The organism is Flavobacterium davisii, assembly GCF_019565505.1.
Lineage (GTDB): Bacteria > Bacteroidota > Bacteroidia > Flavobacteriales > Flavobacteriaceae > Flavobacterium > Flavobacterium davisii.
The window spans coordinates 1,131,192-1,149,674 of sequence record NZ_CP067378.1; the positions used below are offsets into that span (position 1 = coordinate 1,131,192).

Below are 18,483 nucleotides of genomic sequence, written 5' to 3' on the forward strand. Positions count from 1 at the left end.
AAAGAATCCGTTTTAGTTTACATGGGGCATAATAATTATACGATTGTACTTTGTTTAACTCTGTTAAAAATCCAAAATATAATAGGAAAGACGAGTAAGGTAAGTACAGTTGCAGTAATCAAACCTCCAATAATTACAATTGCTAAAGGTTTTTGACTTTCGGATCCTATACCTGTGCTTATAGCTGCGGGCAATAACCCTATAGATGCCATTAAGGCAGTCATAACGACAGGTCTTGTACGCATTTTCACACCTTGTAAAATAGCTTCTTCAATGGTCATTCTCTCTCTTATATTTTGATGAAATTCAGCTATTAATATTACGCCATTTTGAATACAAATTCCAAATAAAGCTATAAAACCGACACCTCCTGAAATTCCAAAATTCATCCCTGTAATATGCAGTGCTAAAATTCCTCCGATAATTGCAAAAGGTACATTTGCTAAGACTAGTAAGGAATCTTTTATATTTCCAAACATGATAAATAACAAAACAAATATTCCTATTAAACTTATAGGTACCATTTGACCCAGACGAGTTGTAGCTCTTACTTGATTTTCAAATTCTCCTGTCCATCCTATACTATATCCTGTAGGCAGTTTTAACTTTGACACATTTTGTTGTGCTTCGGCAATTGTACTTCCTAGATCACGATCTCTTACTGAAAATTTAACTCCAATAAAACGTTTTGTATTGTCTCTATAGATGAATGCTGGGCCTGTAATTTTTCTAATTGTAGCAAATTCTTTAATTGGGATTTTACTACCATTAATTGTTGGAACAAGTAGATTACTCATATCTTTTTCATCTTTACGGTATTCTTTTAGGTAGCGAACTCGCACATCAAATTTTCTTTCTCCTTCATATTTTTCTGTTGCTGTTTTTCCTCCAAAAGCCATTTCTAATACTGCTTGAGCATCCGAAATTTTCACGCCATAAGCTGCCATTTTATCGCGATCTAAAATCACGCTTACTTCTGGCTGTCCTACATTACGTAAAATACCTACATCTTTTATTCCTTTTACATTCTTAATATTGGTTATTACTTGATTTGCTAGTTTATCTAATTCTTCTAAATTTTCACCATATATTTTAACGGCATTAGAGGCGTTAATTCCTGCTACACTTTCTGCTACGTTATCAATAATTGGTTGTGAATAATTAAATCCTATCCCTTGATATTGTGATAACTTTTTATCCATTTCTCGAACCAAATCATCCATTGAAATTTCTCGCTTCCAATCCTCTTTTGGCTTTAGGTTTACTTGCATTTGTACGTAATAAAATCCACTTGGATCTGTACCATCATTACTACGTCCTACTTGACTTAAAACCCCATTTACTTCAGGGAATTTTTGTAATTCTTTGCGTAATACTGCCGTTTTTTTAACTGTTTCTGTTAGACTTTGACTCATTGGAAATTTAGCTTCTACCCACAATGCTCCTTCATTAAGTTGTGGTAAAAATTCTGTCCCCATAAATTGAGCAGAAAAAAGCACAATTGCTATTAGTGTTCCCGATGTTATTAAGGTAATTCGTTTATGAGCGAAGGTCCAATTAAAACCTTTTTGAACCAAATTATCCCAAAAATTAACAAAAGGATTGTGTTTTTCTTTCACATTTTTATTCAAAAAGATATGACATAATACAGGTACTAGTGTCAGAGTAAAAATTAGAGCTCCTAATAACGCAAAACCTAGTGTATAGGCTAAAGGAGAAAACATTTTCCCTTCCACCTTTTGAAAAGCAAAAATGGGAAGTAAGGCCGTTATAATAATAAGTTTTGAGAAGAAAATAGCTTTTCCTAATGTGGTCCCTGTTTGTTTAATAATTTTTCCTTTGGCAAACTTATTAAATTTGTCCATTCCTTTTTATGAGCAAGGTGGTCTAGGGTAACAAAAATTCCTTCGACCATAACGACGGCTCCATCAATAATAATTCCGAAATCGACGGCTCCAAGAGAGAGTAAATTAGCACTCATCCCTTTTAATTTCAAACATAAAAACGCAAATAAAAGAGATAATGGAATAATAATTGAAACAGTAAGGGTCGTTCGCCAGTCGGCCATAAAAAGAAATACTATAACGGTTACAAAGATGATTCCTTCAAACATGTTGTGCATGACGGTTTCGGTTGTAAAATTCATTAGATTATCTCTGTCGTAGAATGTTATCATCTTTACATCTTTAGGTAAAATAGACGTATTTAATTCTTCTATTTTAGCTTTTACGCGCTCTAGGACTTCTTTTGGGTTTTCACCTTTACGCATCACGATAATTCCTTCTACCGCATCATCGTTATTATTTAAGCCTACTTGACCTACACGAGGCATGGCACTTTCATGAACATCAGCAAGATTTTTAACTAAAATAGGATTACCTCCCGCATCGTCTACTATAATATTTTCTATATCTTGAATACTTCCTAATAGCCCTACACCTCGAACCACATAGGCTTGGCTATTTTTTTCAATAACATCTCCTCCTACATTAATATTACTTTCGGTTACGGCTTCATACACTTGCAGAGGGGTTACGCCATATTTGGCTAATCTGTTAGGGTCTACACTTATTTCGTATGTTTTTTCTTGTCCTCCAAAAGCTACTAAATCAGCTACGCCGAGAACGGCTCTTAATTGCCTATCAATTACCCAATTTTGTAGTGTTAATAATTCTTTACTATCGCGATTTTTACTTTGAAGTGTATATCTAAAAATTTCGCCTGTAGGACCATACGGGGGTTGTACATCTGGTGATACTCCTTCGGGTAAAGAAACATTTCGCAGCTGATTATTAACTTGTTGTCTTGCAAAAAAATCGTCTACATCATCTTCAAAAATAATTTTAATTACGGACAAACCAAACATGGTAATACTACGAACGCTTGTTTTCTTTTGTACCGAATTCATGGAAATTTCGATAGGGGTTGTTACAAAACGTTCAATTTCTTCTGCACTACGACCATTCCATTCTGTTACTATAATAATTTGTGTATTAGTAACGTCTGGGAAGGCTTCTATAGGCATATTTTTAAAGGCAACAAAACCTGAAATGACAAGCACTGTTACCCAAAAAAAAGTAAATGACTTATTCTTTAGAGAAAAAGCTATTATATTTTTTATGAATTTGTTCATAATTTATTTTTTAAATTCGACAATGTACTCTAATTGAAAAAACATTTATAGGTCCTTGTCTATCTGCATTATAACCGAGGATTTAATATAAATTGATAAGTTCCTGTTAGATACATTTGATTTTTTACTAGCTCTGCTGCATAATAGGTTTCTACAATATGTTCTGGAGTATAATTTAAATAACCATCTCCTAACATAAATCCTTTTCCTCCCGCTTTTAGATAATTTTGATGAGGTTTGGACAATCCGTTAATTAAATAAGCCAGTCCGAATACATCGTTTTTGCGATTCCAACGATTTCCGTTTAAGACTCCTCCTAAACTAAAACTTTTATCAATTTCTGTAAATGCCCAAGTTTCATATTTTCCATCATTCCAACTTAAACGAGCAAAAACACCAAAATCATCGGCTAATTCTTGTTCAGCATTCAAACCAAAACCAAACTTGGTACCGCCATAAGTCCGTACATTTTTTGTATCTGGACTAAAGGGATTTAGTGCAATACTTTTTTGATAATCACCCATATAAGTAGCATTAAAAAGGTAAGTGCTCTTATAGCTCCGAGCCTATTATTTAATTTAAATTTATAGGTATATTCTAAATTGTGGGATGATGATTTTGGATAATTCCAATTCATATCATTACCGTTAGCTGCTAAAGGCAATAAGGCTGTACCGTATCGTAATTCATGTTTAGGTGTTACATATTCTAATACAATCGCAGGTGTATAACCCCGTGTGTTGGCGGCATAATCCCAAGCGCCATTAGCCATTAATCCCCAGTTCATAAACTGCGTACGCGCATCATGGCTATAGCGGTTATCATCAAAAAAGTCGGCAAGACTTACCTTTCCAATTGTAAAGGCTAGATAATTGTTGGGTATATATTCATCTAACTGGTTAAAATCACTGTGATTATGAAAATAATTTTGAATATCTTTTTTGTGTTCACCTCTGTTCAAATCGAATATTTGTTTGAAAAACATTCTCGCTACATAAATTTTTGGTTCGGGATTACCTATTCTAAAGGTTTCGCCATTTGTAGCCCCTCCTAAACCTAAAGCTTCACTAAGCCCAGAACCTCCTGCTATTTCAGGGTTAAGGTAAATACTTGCTCCTTTCCATAATTTTGCACCTAAATAAAGGGTACCTGTCATAGAGGTTTTGCTTTCATTAGTTAGGGTTAAACTATTATCTCCTGAATAAGGAGCATTAAAACCAGCCTTTGTCTGATTAATAACTGTTGTTTGTGCATGAATGGTAAATCCTTTTCTATGATTTATCGTGTCGTTAACTTGTGAAAGACTTTTTAGGGCAGATAGAAATACTGTAATGTAAATTATTTTTTTCATTAGTCGTTTAAAGCATCATAAATTAATAATTGGTTATTGGTAATAACCTTTTCTCCTTCATTTAATCCTCCTGAAATAAAGGTTACATCGCCTACTTGTCTAAATACCTCAACTTGACGTGTTTCAATATTAGAACGGGATTTAAAAATCATCACAAAATTTTTACTTTTATCAAATATAACGGCATTAGAAGGTACTGCTAACATATAATCATTTTCTTTGTAAGACAGGATTATATTGGCACGCATTTCTGGTTTTAATAAAAATTTAGGATTATCTAAAACAATTTGAGCACTCATGGCTTTAGTATCTGGATTAATGATATTAAAAATTTTATCTACTTTTCCATAAAATTTTTTATCTGGATAGCTTAAGGTAGTAACCTCTGCTTTTTCTCCTACTTTTACCAATTCTATATCACTCTCATTAATATTGGCAATGGCCCATACTTTACTAATTTGTGCTATATCAAATATATTATCTGTTTTGTCATCGCGTAACAAGGTATTTTCATTGATGGATTTTTGGGTTATAAATCCTGTTATAGGGGCACGAACTTCAAAAATGGATCCAGCATGTACTTGATAAATTGCGTTGGTTTCTTGTGCTCTTTTTAACTGTGCTAATGCTTTATTGTAAGCACTCTTTGCTTCTAAGACATCTCGTTCTGTATTTAGTTTGCCTTCATACATTTCTTGTGCGGCTTTTAGATTACTTTTTGCCACAACTACTTCATTTTTAGCATCGTCGTAATCTTTTTGAAAACCTGCTACTGAGGTACTTTTGATTGTTGCTAATAGCTGTCCTTTTTGAACGTAATCTCCTAGTTGTACATATACTTTTGTTACGTTTCCTCCTACCACTGGATATACTTCGATATATTTATTGTTATCGGCCGTTATTTTTCCAAAAAACTGGATTTCGTTTTTTAATTGTTCTTTTTTACATCTATTGTTTTTGTAGATGTTAGCATTTTATCTGTAAGAGAAAAAGATTCTTTTACTTCTTCTTTTTTCTCTTCTTTACATGAGCCGAGCGTCATAAAAAAAATACTGGTTATCATTGCAGTAAATACATTGCAAAATTTCATATCTCTTATTGTTTAAAAATTTGGCTATTTGTTATATAATTAATTTCTAGACCTGAAATTACCCATTGTTTTTTAATCTCGTTTTGTTGAATTACGGCTTCATTATAACTTTCTAAAAAGTCCGTAAATTCAAGAAGGTTAATATTTCTTTTTGAAAATTAGATAAGATACCTTCGTAAACTTTTTCTAAATCTTGTTTCATATCTGAAGTAATCCCTTTGTATTGTTGCATTTGTTGTTGCCATATCAAGTAGGCTACATCTAAACTATTTTCAAGTTCTTGTTTCTTGTATGCTAAGTTGGTCTTACTTTGCTCCAATTGTGCTTTAGCTACCGCTACGTTTCCTTTATTTTGTCTCCAAAGAGGTAAAGGAAGCGCAAACGTTAAATTTACTTGATTTTTAAATGCTCCTCCTGCTTGATCATAAGAACCTCCTAAAGTAATATCTGGTGTGTTTAAAGACCTTTGCCATTTTACATATAATTCTTGGCTTTCCATCATTTTTTTTTGTCCATAAATAGTCAGGATTATTTTCGATTAGTTTTTTCTTCATTTCTTCTTTAGAAAGCAAGGTTGTAGCATAAGTATCTAACAACTCTTTTTCATTTACTACGGGTTCGATTATTTCAGTAATTCCTGTTATTAATGATAACGTTTGTTGATTTGAAATAATATCTTTTGTAATGGAAACCTTCTCATTTTTTAGTCCTAAAACAAGTGTTTGTAAACGTACCACATCTTTTAAGGAAACGTTTCCTTTTTTTGCTTGTTCATTATAAGCTCCTAATAAAGATTCTAATTTTTCAATTTGTTCATTAAGTACTTTTATTTTTTGGCTATCGAAGTAAACACTTGAAAAGTTTTGAGCTAATTGATATTTTAAACTTAACAATACCTGTTCAAATTGTAACTCCGCAAGCTGAGAGTTTGATTTTGCAAAAGCTATTTCATTTTGCTTTTTACCTCCCATATAGATTAATTGCTGAATAGCAAATCCTTTCTGACCTGTTGTACCTGCGTCAAAAAAGATACCTTTTTCTGGGTTATAAAAATTTAATTCACCTGACACTATGGGCTGTTGCCAAACTTTTGCTTGTATAATTTGTGCCTTGGATGCTTCAAGATTATATTGTTGAGCAATTAGCTGTAAATTATTTTTTTTTAAAGCTATTTCGCATTCTTTTAGATTGAGTGCTTTTTGTGAATAAATAGGATTTACAATAAGGCATAAAAAAAGCCTTTTAATACTTTTTTAAACATTTTTTTTTATTTTTTCAAAATGTAAGTTACTTGATTTATAGCAATAAATAACTTAAATATATCTTATTTATTGTACCAATCAAAATTTGTAAGGTAGGAAATTCTAAGCGTAGGGTTATTTTCTTGAATAGTATTTCCTAAATTCCAATTATTTTGATGGATATAATTTAATTGTATTTGATGGTGTTCATTTAGGTTATAACCAAATCCTGCTATTACTCTATTTTGTTGCACTAACGTTTTTGCTTCTTTTACGCCTATATTTATAAACACCTCATTCCCTATATTTAAAAACATTTTAGACTTACCGTCAGCATCTTTTATTAAAGGATGATTAAGAATGAACATATAACGTAAGCGATTTCTATAATCATAATGATCTATTTCATAATCTCCATCTGTTTTTTTTTAAAGGAATTCCTACTAAACGGTATTCATCACGTAAACGATTTGTAAATTTAAAATCACCACTATTTGCTGTATGGGTAACCTGTATCCAGATATGATCTTCTGGAATATTTGTTTTGTTTATAGAATATTCTCCATATACATAGGTATTGTAATGTGAATAACCAATACTTCCCACAAAGCTTTTATTAAACTGATAATCAAGGGATGGTCGAATAAAATATTGTTGTTTTTCATCAAATCCGTTAGCATAGCGCATAGTGGCTTCTAAGGTAAAGGATACTTTTTTGTTTAACTTATTTTTACCCAAATAATGAAACCAAATATCATTATTGTGATTTATTACTTGAGCTTGCGTAGTAGTTTCTATGATTAGGAATAGGAGCATTAATAATACTCCTATTCTTTTAATATTAAATTTCATTATATTTTTAAATTTTAAATTATTTTAAAATTACTTAGCTATTTGTCCTGCTAATCTATGACTAGACAGTGCCTTATGATTTTCTAGTCCTTTAATGATTACCTTACTATTATCATGTGTTTCATAATCATGTTTAAAGTGCTCCAAGCTTTCCATAACGGAGTGATCTACTAATTTTGTGTCTTTTAAATCAATTGTTATGGTAAAACCTGTTGGTATTTCTTCTAATTTCCTTTTAATGCCAAGGAAGTTAGTAAAAATAGCTGCTTTACTAATTTTTACATAATAGTTATCTCCTTGAAAAGAAACTTCTGTAGGCGCTTTAAAGAAGGACGACAAAGGCGTTCCGTTAATTATATGTATTATCATTTTTAATAACATACCCACACCTATACCTACCAACAAATCTGTAGCCAGAGTAAATACGATAGTTGTTAAAAAAATTGCTAATTGTTCTTTTCCTATTTCAAAGGTGTGAATAAATTCTTTTGGATGCGCTAATTTATATCCTACACCTATCAACATAGCTGCTAAAGCGGGCTTAGGGATCAAATCACTAAATTTAACTGCCAAAAGTAAAAAAATTAAAATAAAAAATCCATGAAAAAAGTTAGCCCAACGTGTTTTCCCTCCATTATTTACATTGGCAGAAGAACGAGCTACTTCAGAAATCATTGGTAATCCTCCTAATATTCCGGCTATTATATTACCTACGCCAACTGCTATTAAATCTTTATTATAATCTGATTTACGCTTAAAAGGATCCATCATATCAATAGCTTTCACTGTAAGTAAAGCTTCTAAACTTCCTACGAGAGCAAACATTACAACATATTTTATAAAAACTCCTATTTGTGATAAGCCTCCAAAACTAACGTTCACAGCTAAAGTATCTAATAATCCTTTACCAAAATGTACTAAATACTTAGGAGCTCCTTTATCATCTAAAATATTTTGTAAACCTAGTACAAATGAAAGTGGTATTGCTACGACTAATACAACTAAAGCAGCTGGTATTTTTTTAGTAATGGTTGTTTTATCATTGGCCATCCAAAAACGATTAATAAACTTACTACACCTACCAGCATAGCTGTCATATTAGGATTTGTTATAGTATGTGGGATGGCACTTAATAATTCCAATGGTTCAACCATAGGTTTCCCTTCTTCTGTTAATGGGTTTTGTCCTAACAAAACATGTATTTGTTTACTAATAATTATCAATCCAATAGCAGCTAACATCCCGTGGACTGCTGACAGAGGAAAGAAATCACTCAGTTTACCGAATTTCAAAACACCAAACAAAACTTGTAATACACCTGCTATTACAATTGCCCCTAAAGCGTATTTCCATCCTTGTTCCCCTCCGCCAAATTCTGCTACTGCACCCGCCACAATAACGATCAATCCTGCAGCTGGTCCTTTAATAGTTAATTTAGAGCCTGCTATTAAGGATACAAAAAGACCTCCAACCATAGCGGTCACAAGACCATATATAGGCTGAAAATCAGATGCTTGAGCAATTCCCATACTTAATGGTAATGCTAATAAAAACACTAAAAATCCTGACAAGGCATCAGAAGAAAAGTTTTCTTTTAATCCTGCTAATCCATCAGCTGGAATATTTAATTTATTTTTGCTCATAATGATGTTATTTTTTTTTCTAAGAAGATTTATAAGGTAATTCATGATAGGTTTTAATATGTGGTCCTAAAAACAAGCGCGTATAAATACGAATACTGGCAATTCCAGAAACCACAAAACTACTCGCTATAAAAAGGCCAATACAACCTGGTTACTTTCTATGTGACTAAATAAAAGGTCTTCACCTATAAAAGTAGTTGTAATAGGAAAGCCTGTTACGCCAAGAGCAGCAACTAAGAAAAACAAAGCAAACTTAGGATGTTCATATACATGTCCTAAATATTGATTTAATGACGTTTCATTTTCTATTTTACTTAATTTAACGAGTGCTATATAGCCGAGTATTCCGGCAATTATTATTCCTGTGAGATATAACGAAACTTCGTAAAAATCTACTTTTTCATTAAATAAAATAGCTAATACTATCCAAAAATGATTAAATATGATTAATACCCAAGCTACGAAAGGGCTTTTCCGTTCAGAAAATGATTTAAAGACGGATATTAAACCTATAAAGGCAAAAAAATCGGGTAGTCTGTTATTTATTTGTTCTGGTAAATTGGTTTGTCTATTTAGTAACAAAATTCCTCCTATATAAATTGGTACAAAAAGAATAAAAGTTCTTTTTAGATTCAAAAAATTCAATAGTTTTCCAATAGATTTGAGAGGTTTCCAAAGAAAAAAGTTTACTATTTTTTCTAAATTAAATTCTTTTACACTTAAAATATAAAGAGCATATTCCAATCGTTTAGGCAAAGAATCTTCAAATGTATGTTCTATTGGTTCATAATGATAAAATTGTTCTCTTATTAAGTAACTTACAACAGAAGGCGATACTAAAAGCTGATAAGTTCTTAAAAAGGCATTACCAGCAAAATGAAGTAGAGCCAAAGTTTCAAAACCAAGTGCTATTTCTAAAAAAATCAATCCTATTTGAGAAATAGAGCTATAAGCAATTTGACTTTTTACAGAGGATTGCACACGTGCCATGAAAGTAGCTAGGAAACTTGTTAATACCCCCATTAAACCAATTGCTATTCGTAACGATGTTTGGTGTTCCCAGAAAGGATGAGTACGTAACATCAGAAATACTCCTAAATGCACTGATAAAGAGCCATAAAAAATAGCACTTGAAGGCGTTGGTCCTTCCATGGCGCGAGGCAACCGGGAAGAAAAAGGGACTTGAGCTGATTTAACAGCTGCCGCACATACTAAACACAATCCTATAAAAACGCCAATAAAGGAATGGGTTTGAAGATGTTCACTTATTAACTCATAATTATGCATTTTCATGAAAGTAATATTTTCATGAAATAAATGATGACTTGCCCACATAGCCAATAATAAACCAACGTCTCCAATACGATAGATAGAAAATACCTTAAACGCATTTTTTACGGGTAAATAACGCTCTCTGTAAAATGCTATTAATAAGAAGGATGAAATACCTATAATTTCCCAACCTATAAATAAGGTTTCAAAATTTCCTGACAATACAGCTAGATTATAACCAAAAAGAAAAATAAAACGGTCATAAAGAAACGCTTATATCCTTTTTCTCGATGTAGATAATAACGACTATAGATTGTAACCATTGAAATTAATAAAGCTCCTACAAATAGGTAAACGGCTGTTACTTTATCAAAAAGAAATCAATAAAAAACTCATAATGATTTGTTTTTACTAAACTAACTTCAAAAAGATTAAAGGGTTTTGCTCCTTTTATCACCCAATAAAACAAAAATACAGTCAATGTAAATAATTGAATTATAACGGTACTTAATACGGTCCAAGACAACCATGATTCCTTTTTTTCTGGCAACCAAAAACTAATAAAGAAACCAGCAAAAGGAATTAACACAAATGCTATTAAAATTTCATTCCACATATCCTTACTTCTTATTATTTAATAATACCTACTTTTAAATTATCCATACTGGTTTGTGTATACTGAAGTGTGTTATCAATATTCTCCAGCGTAACCTTTATGGGTTTATACAACTCAAAGTTTCCTTTAACAAATCGGAAAAGTTGCTTGGTTTCTGGATGAAATACGACTAGATTAACCCATTCATTATAAAACCATTCATAAGTGGCCATATTTTTGGTAATGGCATACTTTACTACTTCTGGAAAATGTTCTACTATTACTAGTAATCTAACTGGATCATGTACTTCTATCATTTGATTAGGTAATCCGAGTCGTAAATCGCCATCAATTCCGTTAGCAACACCTATTAATCCCATAACATTATGAGGTAATTTTGATCCTGCTCCCAACTTATGATTATCTACTCTAGAGAAATAATATTCTAAGTTGATTCCTCCTCCTACTGGAGCTACGGCATTTAATATTCCTGCTAAATAATCTCCTTTAGGATCTACCTGATAATCAAAAGAGTTAAGAAAAGAACGTCTATCTAAAAATAACTGTTCGGATACTGTCCTTCTTCCTACTATACACAAGGCATTAGTGGCATGATTTAGTTCTGGTCTTGGTTCAAACAAAGAAACTGATCGAAGTTTTACGGATTCATGTACTTTTTTTAAATTATCTGATTTGGTTATAATTTCGAAGCGACGAGAACGCTCGACAGCATTTTTGTCTAAAGCTATTTCAAAGGTTTTCTTGTTATTGAGGTGAATATTTAAATTAATTTGACTTAATACCTTTTCATCATAAAATTCAATTTCGTCACGAGTTGTATCATGTAATGCTGGTAAAAATTGAGTTGTATCTGGTATATTAATTCCTTTTTTTGATAAAAGAGTTCGCACTTCGGGATGATTAGCTGCAAAACATAATACTTTAGCATTTACAGAACTGGGTCTTCCACTACAAGCACCACAGTCATAACCTGCAAAATGAGTATTATTTACACTGGTAGCACCATGTCCTACTACGTATACTATAGAAGCAAAATCTTTTACTAATCCTATAGATCTGCATAACCCTTCTACACGAGTAGCCATTTCTTCTATTGTAAATCCTACTTGTAGATTTCCTTCTTGTAAACCATTTTCATTTTCAATGACTAATTGTGACTTCTTATTTAGGTGTTTAAATGAAGCTGATGTTGCGGGTGTAATGGTAGGCTTAAAAATATTTACAAATAATTTAAACGCAGATGTAAAACCTAACGACTGACTTATTAGCCATCCGAATAACAAAGAATGCGTACCTTTATGATAATGAAGATCTGTAGCATGTTTTTTCTTTCTTGGTAATTCTTTTACCAAATATTTTGGTGTTATTGGAGCCGGGCATAGTTTGGTAAAGAATTTTCCTTCTATAGGCTGGTAGAAAAATTCAAAATTAAAAAATGCTGCTGTACCAAAAGTTTGAGCATTGGGATCTTCTTCTTCTATGTATCGTCTAAGAGAACATTCTCTATCATCCATACAAAACATGGCCTGAAAACTAATTTGTTTTTTAGGTTGTGTTTCTGTATTGGTTTGTTGGATTCCTAATAATGCTTGATTATAAAAACTCCATTCAAAAGCTTCTTGCCATATAGACAATACTTCAAAATATTCGGAATATTGCGGAATGGAAAAGATTTCTTCTGGTACTTGTTGTAGATCGTAAGCAATTGGTTTCCATTTTTCTCCAAATTTTTGATCTAAAAGATCAATTTCTAATAACAATTCAAACTTTATAAGTTCTTGTAATGTAATATTTTTCTTGGCTAGTAATGAAGTTGGATTTTGCTCTAATGTTGCTACCATTCCACTCCAACCAGGATGCGAAAACTGTTGATCAAACAAATAGTGTGTATAATAAGCTTCATTACCTACAACGAGATGTAGCAATTCTTCTATACTTACATCTTCTTGCAACAATTTTTTTGCTCTTGATGTCTTGAAAAAGCCTGTAATACCGTTTTTATCTAGCTCTTTTATAGAAGTTAAAAAACCTTTGTTATGTACTGGAAAAGACCACACTGAAATTCCTTGATCTAAATAACTACAGAGTACTCTAAATAAAATACCATGTGTTGCCTTGTCTAAATTCATTGCATAACGCTCTTTCCACAAAGAACGGATACGACCTATTCTAGAAGATAAAGATTCATCATATTTTTCATGTAACACTTTGTGCTGCCATAATTCATACGAGTATTCCAGTTTACGGTCATATATTACTTTTTTCAGAATTTCTTTTGGAATTTCACCGTTAGTATATTTAGTTCTGAACTCTGTTAATGGTAGATAGGTCTTATATCCAAATACTACAGATGCTTGATGCAGCGCATCAAAAAAGGATTGTTTTTGAAAAGCATGTAGCGTATTATGGTGCACAAAGTCTTTTAATGGATTTTGTGCAGGTAAATAATGTGATAGCTCGTGAAGCACATCATGCTCCACAAATCGCGAATTTGTTAGATTCATTTTTAGGAAATATTTAATTAATACCCAATTTAGGGATGTAAAAACATCTTAAAGGACATTAATTAAGACAAATGGAATTTCCAATTGCAGTATAAAATATACAGTGGTTTTTTATAGGAAACGCCTAAAGATACAGCTGACTTAGCAACTACTTTCTCAGAAGTAAGTGGCGCAAGTAGGTCTTGAAAATATTGAAATACAGCAAGTAGATGTCCGTCTTCTAAGTCATCTTCATCATCTATATCAAGTTCAGCCAGTTCTTCGTCTTCATCTGCGGTTTGTTGCACAGTTAAAGCCTTCCCTTGCTTTACTTTGGTTTTTTCAATCTTAAAAGTATGAGTAGATAAGGCTTGAGCAAAAGAAATACTATTGGCACTTAAAGAAAAAAACAATAAAAAAGCTAAAAGCAAAGAGTAGAATCCTTTGCTTCCAGTGGTATTTTTAGTATTTAATTCTTTTCTAGTCATATAGGGAGCAAATTTACAAAAGTCTTTTTAATAATTTATTTTTTTGAGAAAATTATATGGGGAATTTAAGTAAACCTAACAGGTCTTAAAGACCTGTTAGGTTTCGAAGCCATTTTTTTACAAGCTATCGATATCATGATTCACACTTTTAAAAAGTTCATAGTCGAGATATAAAACCGAAAAAAGTTTGCGAAAAATCATCAGTCCGTTAGATACATAATATGCTCAGATTTTCTATTTTTGGAAATAGAAACAATTTTAGTTAGCTAAATACGCTTTTGTATTGTTTCAATCAAATCAATAAACAAACTTGTGGTTAGACTGGCTATTTATGAGGTGTGTTAAATTATTTGTAAAATCTAAGAAATTGAGACTTTAATATTGAATGAATCTTTTGGGTCTAATTCAACCAAAGTATTTGCTTTTTTTTCAGACTTATATATTGATAAACATTCTTTTAATTCTTCTCTACCTATATTATCTTTTCCGTCAGTACCTGTTTTTGCAAAAATATTTAAAAATATTACTTCAGAAGTTCTACTATCAGCTATAAGAAGTATTCTAAAACCAGAACTTTTACCTTTATTTTGCTCTGAATTTACTATCCTAATTTTTAAGATTTTAGCAATTCCAGAATCTTTCAAAACGTATTTTTTAGCAAAAATATCTTCAAAAGACAAGCCAGAAAATTCATCTGTCAAATCAAACTTTATTGTATTATAACTATTGGAAAGCTTTTTAAACGATTCTTGAAAGACGGAAATAGATTGAAATTTCAGCATATAAAAAATTATTATTCCGCAAAAAAATCATCAGAAATAAATTCTTCATCAGAAAGTATAAAATCATTAATATCATTTATATACTCTACTATTTGTGCAGTTTCAGCTTCTAACTGTATTACTGATTCACTATAAGAACTATCGGACACTTTTATTTTATTAACAAACAAGTCTAGTGAACTATGTAGAGAATGCAAAGCCAACTTTAACTCTTCTGCTTCCTGCTTGTCTGAAGGAAATTTTTTTTCTACAAGATTATTTACAAGAGATAATATTCCTATCAATTGATTAAAAACCTCAGTATTTTGAGAAATAACATCTAAATGTTCATCTGAACCAAGAGTAATTTTACTTCTAGATTCTTTATTGAATTTTTCACTCAAATTATAAGCATGCTTAACATTTTCGCTCAAATTATTGTGGTCTAGTGTTATCATGATTAAAAATTATTTAATAACAAATATAAATTAAAAAAAAGACTTTTCAATAATTTAGGCCATAATTAACACTCTTATAACTTCGCATAACAGCATAATTTCTTTAAATTCAAAGTATCAATAATAACCACTTTTTACTTTTTTAAAACTTCCAAAAGTTTGCGAAAAATCATCAGTCCGTTAGATACATAATATATTCAGATTTTCTATTTTTGGAATTAGAAACAATTTTAGTTAGCGAAATACGCTTTTGTATTGTTTCGATGAAATCAATAAACAAACTTGGGATTGAGACTGGCTATTAATAAGTTACCTGCAAGCGTAGCTGACAGTATAAAAAGACAACTGACAATGAAAAAAACAATAATATTTGTTGATTTATTAGTTTTGATAATGTGTAACGATATTATAGCTCAAAACAATATATCTAAAGGCTCTACAAAAAACTCAAAGTTTGAGAAATTAGAAACAGCCGAAGAATACTTTGAACGTGCAAACAATTCTACAAAAGCAAAAATGTTTTCTCTTGACAGCACTACAGTTACTAAAGCGTCAGACTACTACTTAATGGCTATAAAACTCAAACCTAAATATTGGCAAGCAAGACGAAATTATGCAAGACTGATGATTTATTTGAAAAAATATGATATAGCTATCGGACAACTAAATGAAGCACTTAAGATTGCAAAATCTAAAGAAAACCCTGACTTAAACGTAATGCGAGGAGAATCTTTTTATGAAAAAGGATTATACGAAAAGGCCATAATGGACTATGACGTAGCTATAAAGTCCATTGGAAATATTGATTACGTTTTATTGTGCAAAGCAAAGGCTCAATGGAAACTTGGACAAATTGACAATGCTTGTTTAAATTACAAAAAGGCAATAAAATTGACATCAAGTATTGCAGAAAAAAAAGAATTTATAACTTGCGACTGATGAAAACGCCAGCAGGTGACATACAGTTTGACTATTTGTTGAATTTCTGTAAGTCAGTTTCTATAAGTTGAATTTTATCGATATTATTTAGGTTCGAAATTAAAGAAGTAAAGTGATCTCCTCTTTCAGAATCAGATATTTTTATTTCTTTAAGGACATAATTTTCGAAGTTTCTTTGATTAAACATCGAAGAGAATAATTTACTTCTAAATTCTTGAGGCAACATTGTTTCTTTTCTATTAGCTCTCATTTTAATTGGAGCAGTATCACAGTAATAATACAAAACAACATTATGCTCTTTTAAATAATCATCAATTATATCTGCAAACTTGTTTAAAGTTTTAATTGAGTTATTTTCAACATCATTACTCATTAAAGTAATTGAAACATCTACAATTGGGATATCATATTCGATTCCATTAGCAGAAAATTCGATAAAACTTACAAGATATTCATAACCTTCTTCTGTGACAAAAGGAATTTCTTTCTCCAACTCCAAAATGAAAAATTATTTAGATTTAGGGAAATATGTGTCTTTTTTTGCAATTAATTTTGCTTTGTTTTCTTCTTTTGTAGCACGAAGCTTTCTAAAGAATTCAAGTACTTCTTTAGTTGGAGTTTCTATATGTAGTGTTTGTGCTTTCATAATTAACTGATACAAAAGTAATTATTGTTTTTGAATATACAACAAATTTTGTTCCAAAACTCTTTGATTACTATTTATCGATTAGTTAGGATATAATCTCACACAACTACTCAATATGCGCCTTTTTCTTCAAAATTTTCCATAACACAGGCACTGTGGTAAAACCAACAATACCAATTACGATAAACTCGATGTAATGTTTCAGGTCGATTCCGAAGCTATCTAAGAACAGCGCGTGTAAATAATGCCCTGCAAAAATCATGGAAAATGCCCATAGGAACGAACCTACTATATTGTAAAACATGAATTTCTTTTTATCCATTTCTACAATACCCGCTACTACGGGTGCAAACGTACGTACGATAGGTAGAAAACGCGCAAATACAATGGCGCGATTTCCGTATTTGTCGAAAAACTCTTTGGCTTGGTACAAATATTTTTTCTTAAAAAGAAAGTGTCTTTTTGATTGTAAAGGTAATTCCCGCTTTTGGCACCAAACCAATAGCCTGTCATATTGCCTAAAACGCCCATCATTCCAACTAAGGCGGCAAAAACGGTTACGTTTAAAAAATCATTTCCTAACGAAATTTGACTCATCAAGGTTTCGCTATAAATACCTGCCAAAAACAACAAACTGTCTCCGGTGCAAGAAAAAGCCTGCTAATAAACCAGTTTCGGCAAAAACGATAAACAATACTACAATTAATCCAATTTTGATTCCTCCGAATTCTAATAAGATATAAAACTCTGGGTTTAATAATTGCAACCAATTAAAATCTTTCATCAATACTGATTTTATTTTTAACAAAAAGGCGAAGGTACTCATTTTGGTACAATCGCCTTTTATAAATTAATTTAATTTATTCTTAAAATTTAAATATCCAATTGATACATTTCATGTAAATCAGAATTACAAGAGAAATTTACTTTTAAATCAGTTACATAACCAGAGTTTAAACCATATACCCAACCGTGTAAAAACAATTCTTGTCCGTTTTTCCAAGCCGATTGCACGATAGAGGTCTTGGCTAAGTTTAACACTTGTTCTTTTACATTCAGTTCGACAAACGTATTCAATCGCTCTTCTTCATTGGTTATCGTATTCAATCGTTCTTTATTAAAACGGTAAATATCTTTAATATGACGAATCCAATTGTCGATAACCCCATAGGAGCCATTACCCATCGCGGCTTTTACGCCACCACAGCCGTAATGACCACAAACAATGATGTGTTTTACTTTCAGCACATTCACTGCATAATCTAACACACTTAACATATTCATATCAGTATGCACCACCATATTGGCAATATTTCGATGCACAAATACTTCTCCAGCTTTAGTCCCTGTAATTTCATTAGCTGGCACACGACTATCGGAACAGCCTATCCACAACAAAGGTGGATTTTGACCTTGCGCCAAATCTTTAAAAAAGTTAGGGTCTTGGTTCAATTTTTCCTCGACCCATTTTTTATTATTGTCGAGTAGTTTTTTATAGAAATCTCCCATT

At 31.6% G+C, this 18,483-nt stretch carries 21 protein-coding genes and 2 pseudogenes; 1 reads left to right on the top strand and 22 read right to left on the bottom strand.

The window, feature by feature from the left end; translation table 11 throughout:
- Window positions 1–35: 35 nt before the first annotated feature.
- The 17 genes and pseudogenes from JJC05_RS05585 to JJC05_RS05640 form a co-directional block, all read right to left on the bottom strand.
- Window positions 36–3,133: pseudogene (locus JJC05_RS05585) on the bottom strand (efflux RND transporter permease subunit).
- A gap of 68 nt (window positions 3,134–3,201) precedes the next feature.
- Window positions 3,202–3,657 (bottom strand): carbohydrate porin, encoded by a 456-nt coding sequence (locus tag JJC05_RS16765; RefSeq protein ID WP_258929535.1) that lies wholly within the window; start codon window positions 3,655–3,657, stop codon window positions 3,202–3,204.
- Window positions 3,627–4,484, bottom strand: coding sequence for a carbohydrate porin (locus JJC05_RS16770; protein ID WP_258929537.1), 858 nt, complete (start codon window positions 4,482–4,484; stop codon window positions 3,627–3,629). Before JJC05_RS16770 ends, JJC05_RS16765 begins: the two co-directional genes overlap by 31 nt.
- The gene (locus tag JJC05_RS05595) at window positions 4,484–5,449 is read right to left on the bottom strand and encodes an efflux RND transporter periplasmic adaptor subunit (RefSeq protein ID WP_309597463.1); all 966 of its coding nucleotides are present in this window, start codon (window positions 5,447–5,449) and stop codon (window positions 4,484–4,486) included. Before JJC05_RS05595 ends, JJC05_RS16770 begins: the two co-directional genes overlap by 1 nt.
- Window positions 5,413–5,574: a hypothetical protein gene (locus tag JJC05_RS18010; RefSeq protein ID WP_309597426.1), complete on the bottom strand. Its 162-nt coding sequence runs from the start codon at window positions 5,572–5,574 to the stop codon at window positions 5,413–5,415. Before JJC05_RS18010 ends, JJC05_RS05595 begins: the two co-directional genes overlap by 37 nt.
- 112 nt (window positions 5,575–5,686) lie before the next feature.
- On the bottom strand, window positions 5,687–6,076 hold the full coding sequence (locus JJC05_RS05600; RefSeq protein ID WP_235878515.1) for a TolC family protein: 390 nt from the start codon (window positions 6,074–6,076) through the stop codon (window positions 5,687–5,689).
- Window positions 5,997–6,821 carry a TolC family protein gene (locus JJC05_RS05605; RefSeq protein ID WP_235878819.1) on the bottom strand — a complete coding sequence of 275 codons (825 nt, stop codon included), beginning with the start codon at window positions 6,819–6,821 and terminating at the stop codon, window positions 5,997–5,999. Before JJC05_RS05605 ends, JJC05_RS05600 begins: the two co-directional genes overlap by 80 nt.
- Before the next feature lie 77 nt (window positions 6,822–6,898).
- On the bottom strand, window positions 6,899–7,183 hold the full coding sequence (locus tag JJC05_RS16775; RefSeq protein ID WP_258929539.1) for a DUF2490 domain-containing protein: 285 nt from the start codon (window positions 7,181–7,183) through the stop codon (window positions 6,899–6,901).
- 37 nt (window positions 7,184–7,220) lie between these two features.
- A complete protein-coding gene (locus JJC05_RS16780; protein ID WP_258929540.1) occupies window positions 7,221–7,667 on the bottom strand; it encodes a DUF2490 domain-containing protein in 447 nt (148 codons plus the stop codon).
- Between the two features lie 30 nt (window positions 7,668–7,697).
- Window positions 7,698–9,355: pseudogene (locus JJC05_RS18700) on the bottom strand (SulP family inorganic anion transporter).
- Between the two features lie 81 nt (window positions 9,356–9,436).
- Window positions 9,437–10,804, bottom strand: a complete 1,368-nt coding sequence (locus tag JJC05_RS05620; protein ID WP_258929544.1) for a proton-conducting transporter transmembrane domain-containing protein — start codon at window positions 10,802–10,804, stop codon at window positions 9,437–9,439.
- A 5-nt stretch (window positions 10,805–10,809) separates the two neighbouring features.
- Window positions 10,810–10,911 (bottom strand): hypothetical protein, encoded by a 102-nt coding sequence (locus JJC05_RS18705; protein WP_374226353.1) that lies wholly within the window; start codon window positions 10,909–10,911, stop codon window positions 10,810–10,812.
- A 32-nt stretch (window positions 10,912–10,943) separates the two neighbouring features.
- On the bottom strand, window positions 10,944–11,198 hold the full coding sequence (locus tag JJC05_RS16800) for a hypothetical protein (protein ID WP_258929546.1): 255 nt from the start codon (window positions 11,196–11,198) through the stop codon (window positions 10,944–10,946).
- 14 nt (window positions 11,199–11,212) lie between these two features.
- Complete coding sequence (locus JJC05_RS05625) at window positions 11,213–13,702, bottom strand: YbcC family protein (RefSeq protein ID WP_258929547.1); 2,490 nt, start codon at window positions 13,700–13,702, stop codon at window positions 11,213–11,215.
- 62 nt (window positions 13,703–13,764) lie between these two features.
- Window positions 13,765–14,169, bottom strand: a complete 405-nt coding sequence (locus JJC05_RS05630) for a hypothetical protein (RefSeq protein ID WP_105195272.1) — start codon at window positions 14,167–14,169, stop codon at window positions 13,765–13,767.
- Between the two features lie 359 nt (window positions 14,170–14,528).
- Entirely contained in the window at window positions 14,529–14,870 is a 342-nt protein-coding gene (locus JJC05_RS05635; protein WP_235878516.1) for a hypothetical protein, read from the bottom strand.
- 92 nt (window positions 14,871–14,962) lie between these two features.
- The gene (locus tag JJC05_RS05640; RefSeq protein ID WP_235878517.1) at window positions 14,963–15,388 is read right to left on the bottom strand and encodes a hypothetical protein; all 426 of its coding nucleotides are present in this window, start codon (window positions 15,386–15,388) and stop codon (window positions 14,963–14,965) included.
- A 351-nt stretch (window positions 15,389–15,739) separates the two neighbouring features.
- On the opposite strand from JJC05_RS05640, the gene JJC05_RS05645 reads away from it, so the two are divergent.
- On the top strand, window positions 15,740–16,327 hold the full coding sequence (locus JJC05_RS05645) for a tetratricopeptide repeat protein (RefSeq protein ID WP_235878518.1): 588 nt from the start codon (window positions 15,740–15,742) through the stop codon (window positions 16,325–16,327).
- Between the two features lie 31 nt (window positions 16,328–16,358).
- Here JJC05_RS05645 and JJC05_RS05650 read toward each other — a convergent pair whose 3' ends face one another.
- The 5 genes from JJC05_RS05650 to can form a co-directional block, all read right to left on the bottom strand.
- Entirely contained in the window at window positions 16,359–16,826 is a 468-nt protein-coding gene (locus tag JJC05_RS05650; RefSeq protein ID WP_235878519.1) for a hypothetical protein, read from the bottom strand.
- 9 nt (window positions 16,827–16,835) lie between these two features.
- Window positions 16,836–16,973: a hypothetical protein gene (locus JJC05_RS05655; protein ID WP_235878520.1), complete on the bottom strand. Its 138-nt coding sequence runs from the start codon at window positions 16,971–16,973 to the stop codon at window positions 16,836–16,838.
- Window positions 16,974–17,079: 106 nt separating this feature from the next.
- Complete coding sequence (locus JJC05_RS16805; protein WP_258929548.1) at window positions 17,080–17,475, bottom strand: DedA family protein; 396 nt, start codon at window positions 17,473–17,475, stop codon at window positions 17,080–17,082.
- Window positions 17,476–17,580: 105 nt separating this feature from the next.
- Window positions 17,581–17,799, bottom strand: coding sequence for a hypothetical protein (locus JJC05_RS16810; RefSeq protein ID WP_258929549.1), 219 nt, complete (start codon window positions 17,797–17,799; stop codon window positions 17,581–17,583).
- 47 nt (window positions 17,800–17,846) lie between these two features.
- A complete protein-coding gene (can, locus tag JJC05_RS05665) occupies window positions 17,847–18,482 on the bottom strand; it encodes a carbonate dehydratase (RefSeq protein WP_235878521.1) in 636 nt (211 codons plus the stop codon).
- Window position 18,483 lies beyond the last annotated feature (1 nt).

Bases quoted from the DNA above. Each gene is read 5' to 3' on its own strand.
- JJC05_RS16765 (WP_258929535.1), bottom strand. From the start codon at position 3,657: ATGGGTGATTATCAAAAAAGTATTGCACTAAATCCCTTTAGTCCAGAT.
- JJC05_RS16770 (WP_258929537.1), bottom strand. From the start codon at position 4,484: ATGAAAAAAATAATTTACATTACAGTATTTCTATCTGCCCTAAAAAGT.
- JJC05_RS18010 (WP_309597426.1), bottom strand. From the start codon at position 5,574: ATGAAATTTTGCAATGTATTTACTGCAATGATAACCAGTATTTTTTTT.
- JJC05_RS05600 (WP_235878515.1), bottom strand. From the start codon at position 6,076: ATGATGGAAAGCCAAGAATTATATGTAAAATGGCAAAGGTCTTTAAAC.
- JJC05_RS16775 (WP_258929539.1), bottom strand. From the start codon at position 7,183: ATGTTCATTCTTAATCATCCTTTAATAAAAGATGCTGACGGTAAGTCT.
- JJC05_RS16780 (WP_258929540.1), bottom strand. From the start codon at position 7,667: ATGAAATTTAATATTAAAAGAATAGGAGTATTATTAATGCTCCTATTC.
- JJC05_RS16800 (WP_258929546.1), bottom strand. From the start codon at position 11,198: ATGTGGAATGAAATTTTAATAGCATTTGTGTTAATTCCTTTTGCTGGT.
- JJC05_RS05625 (WP_258929547.1), bottom strand. From the start codon at position 13,702: ATGAATCTAACAAATTCGCGATTTGTGGAGCATGATGTGCTTCACGAG.
- JJC05_RS05630 (WP_105195272.1), bottom strand. From the start codon at position 14,169: ATGACTAGAAAAGAATTAAATACTAAAAATACCACTGGAAGCAAAGGA.
- JJC05_RS05640 (WP_235878517.1), bottom strand. From the start codon at position 15,388: ATGATAACACTAGACCACAATAATTTGAGCGAAAATGTTAAGCATGCT.
- JJC05_RS05645 (WP_235878518.1), top strand. From the start codon at position 15,740: ATGAAAAAAACAATAATATTTGTTGATTTATTAGTTTTGATAATGTGT.
- JJC05_RS05655 (WP_235878520.1), bottom strand. From the start codon at position 16,973: ATGAAAGCACAAACACTACATATAGAAACTCCAACTAAAGAAGTACTT.
- JJC05_RS16810 (WP_258929549.1), bottom strand. From the start codon at position 17,799: ATGAGTACCTTCGCCTTTTTGTTAAAAATAAAATCAGTATTGATGAAA.
- can (WP_235878521.1), bottom strand. From the start codon at position 18,482: ATGGGAGATTTCTATAAAAAACTACTCGACAATAATAAAAAATGGGTC.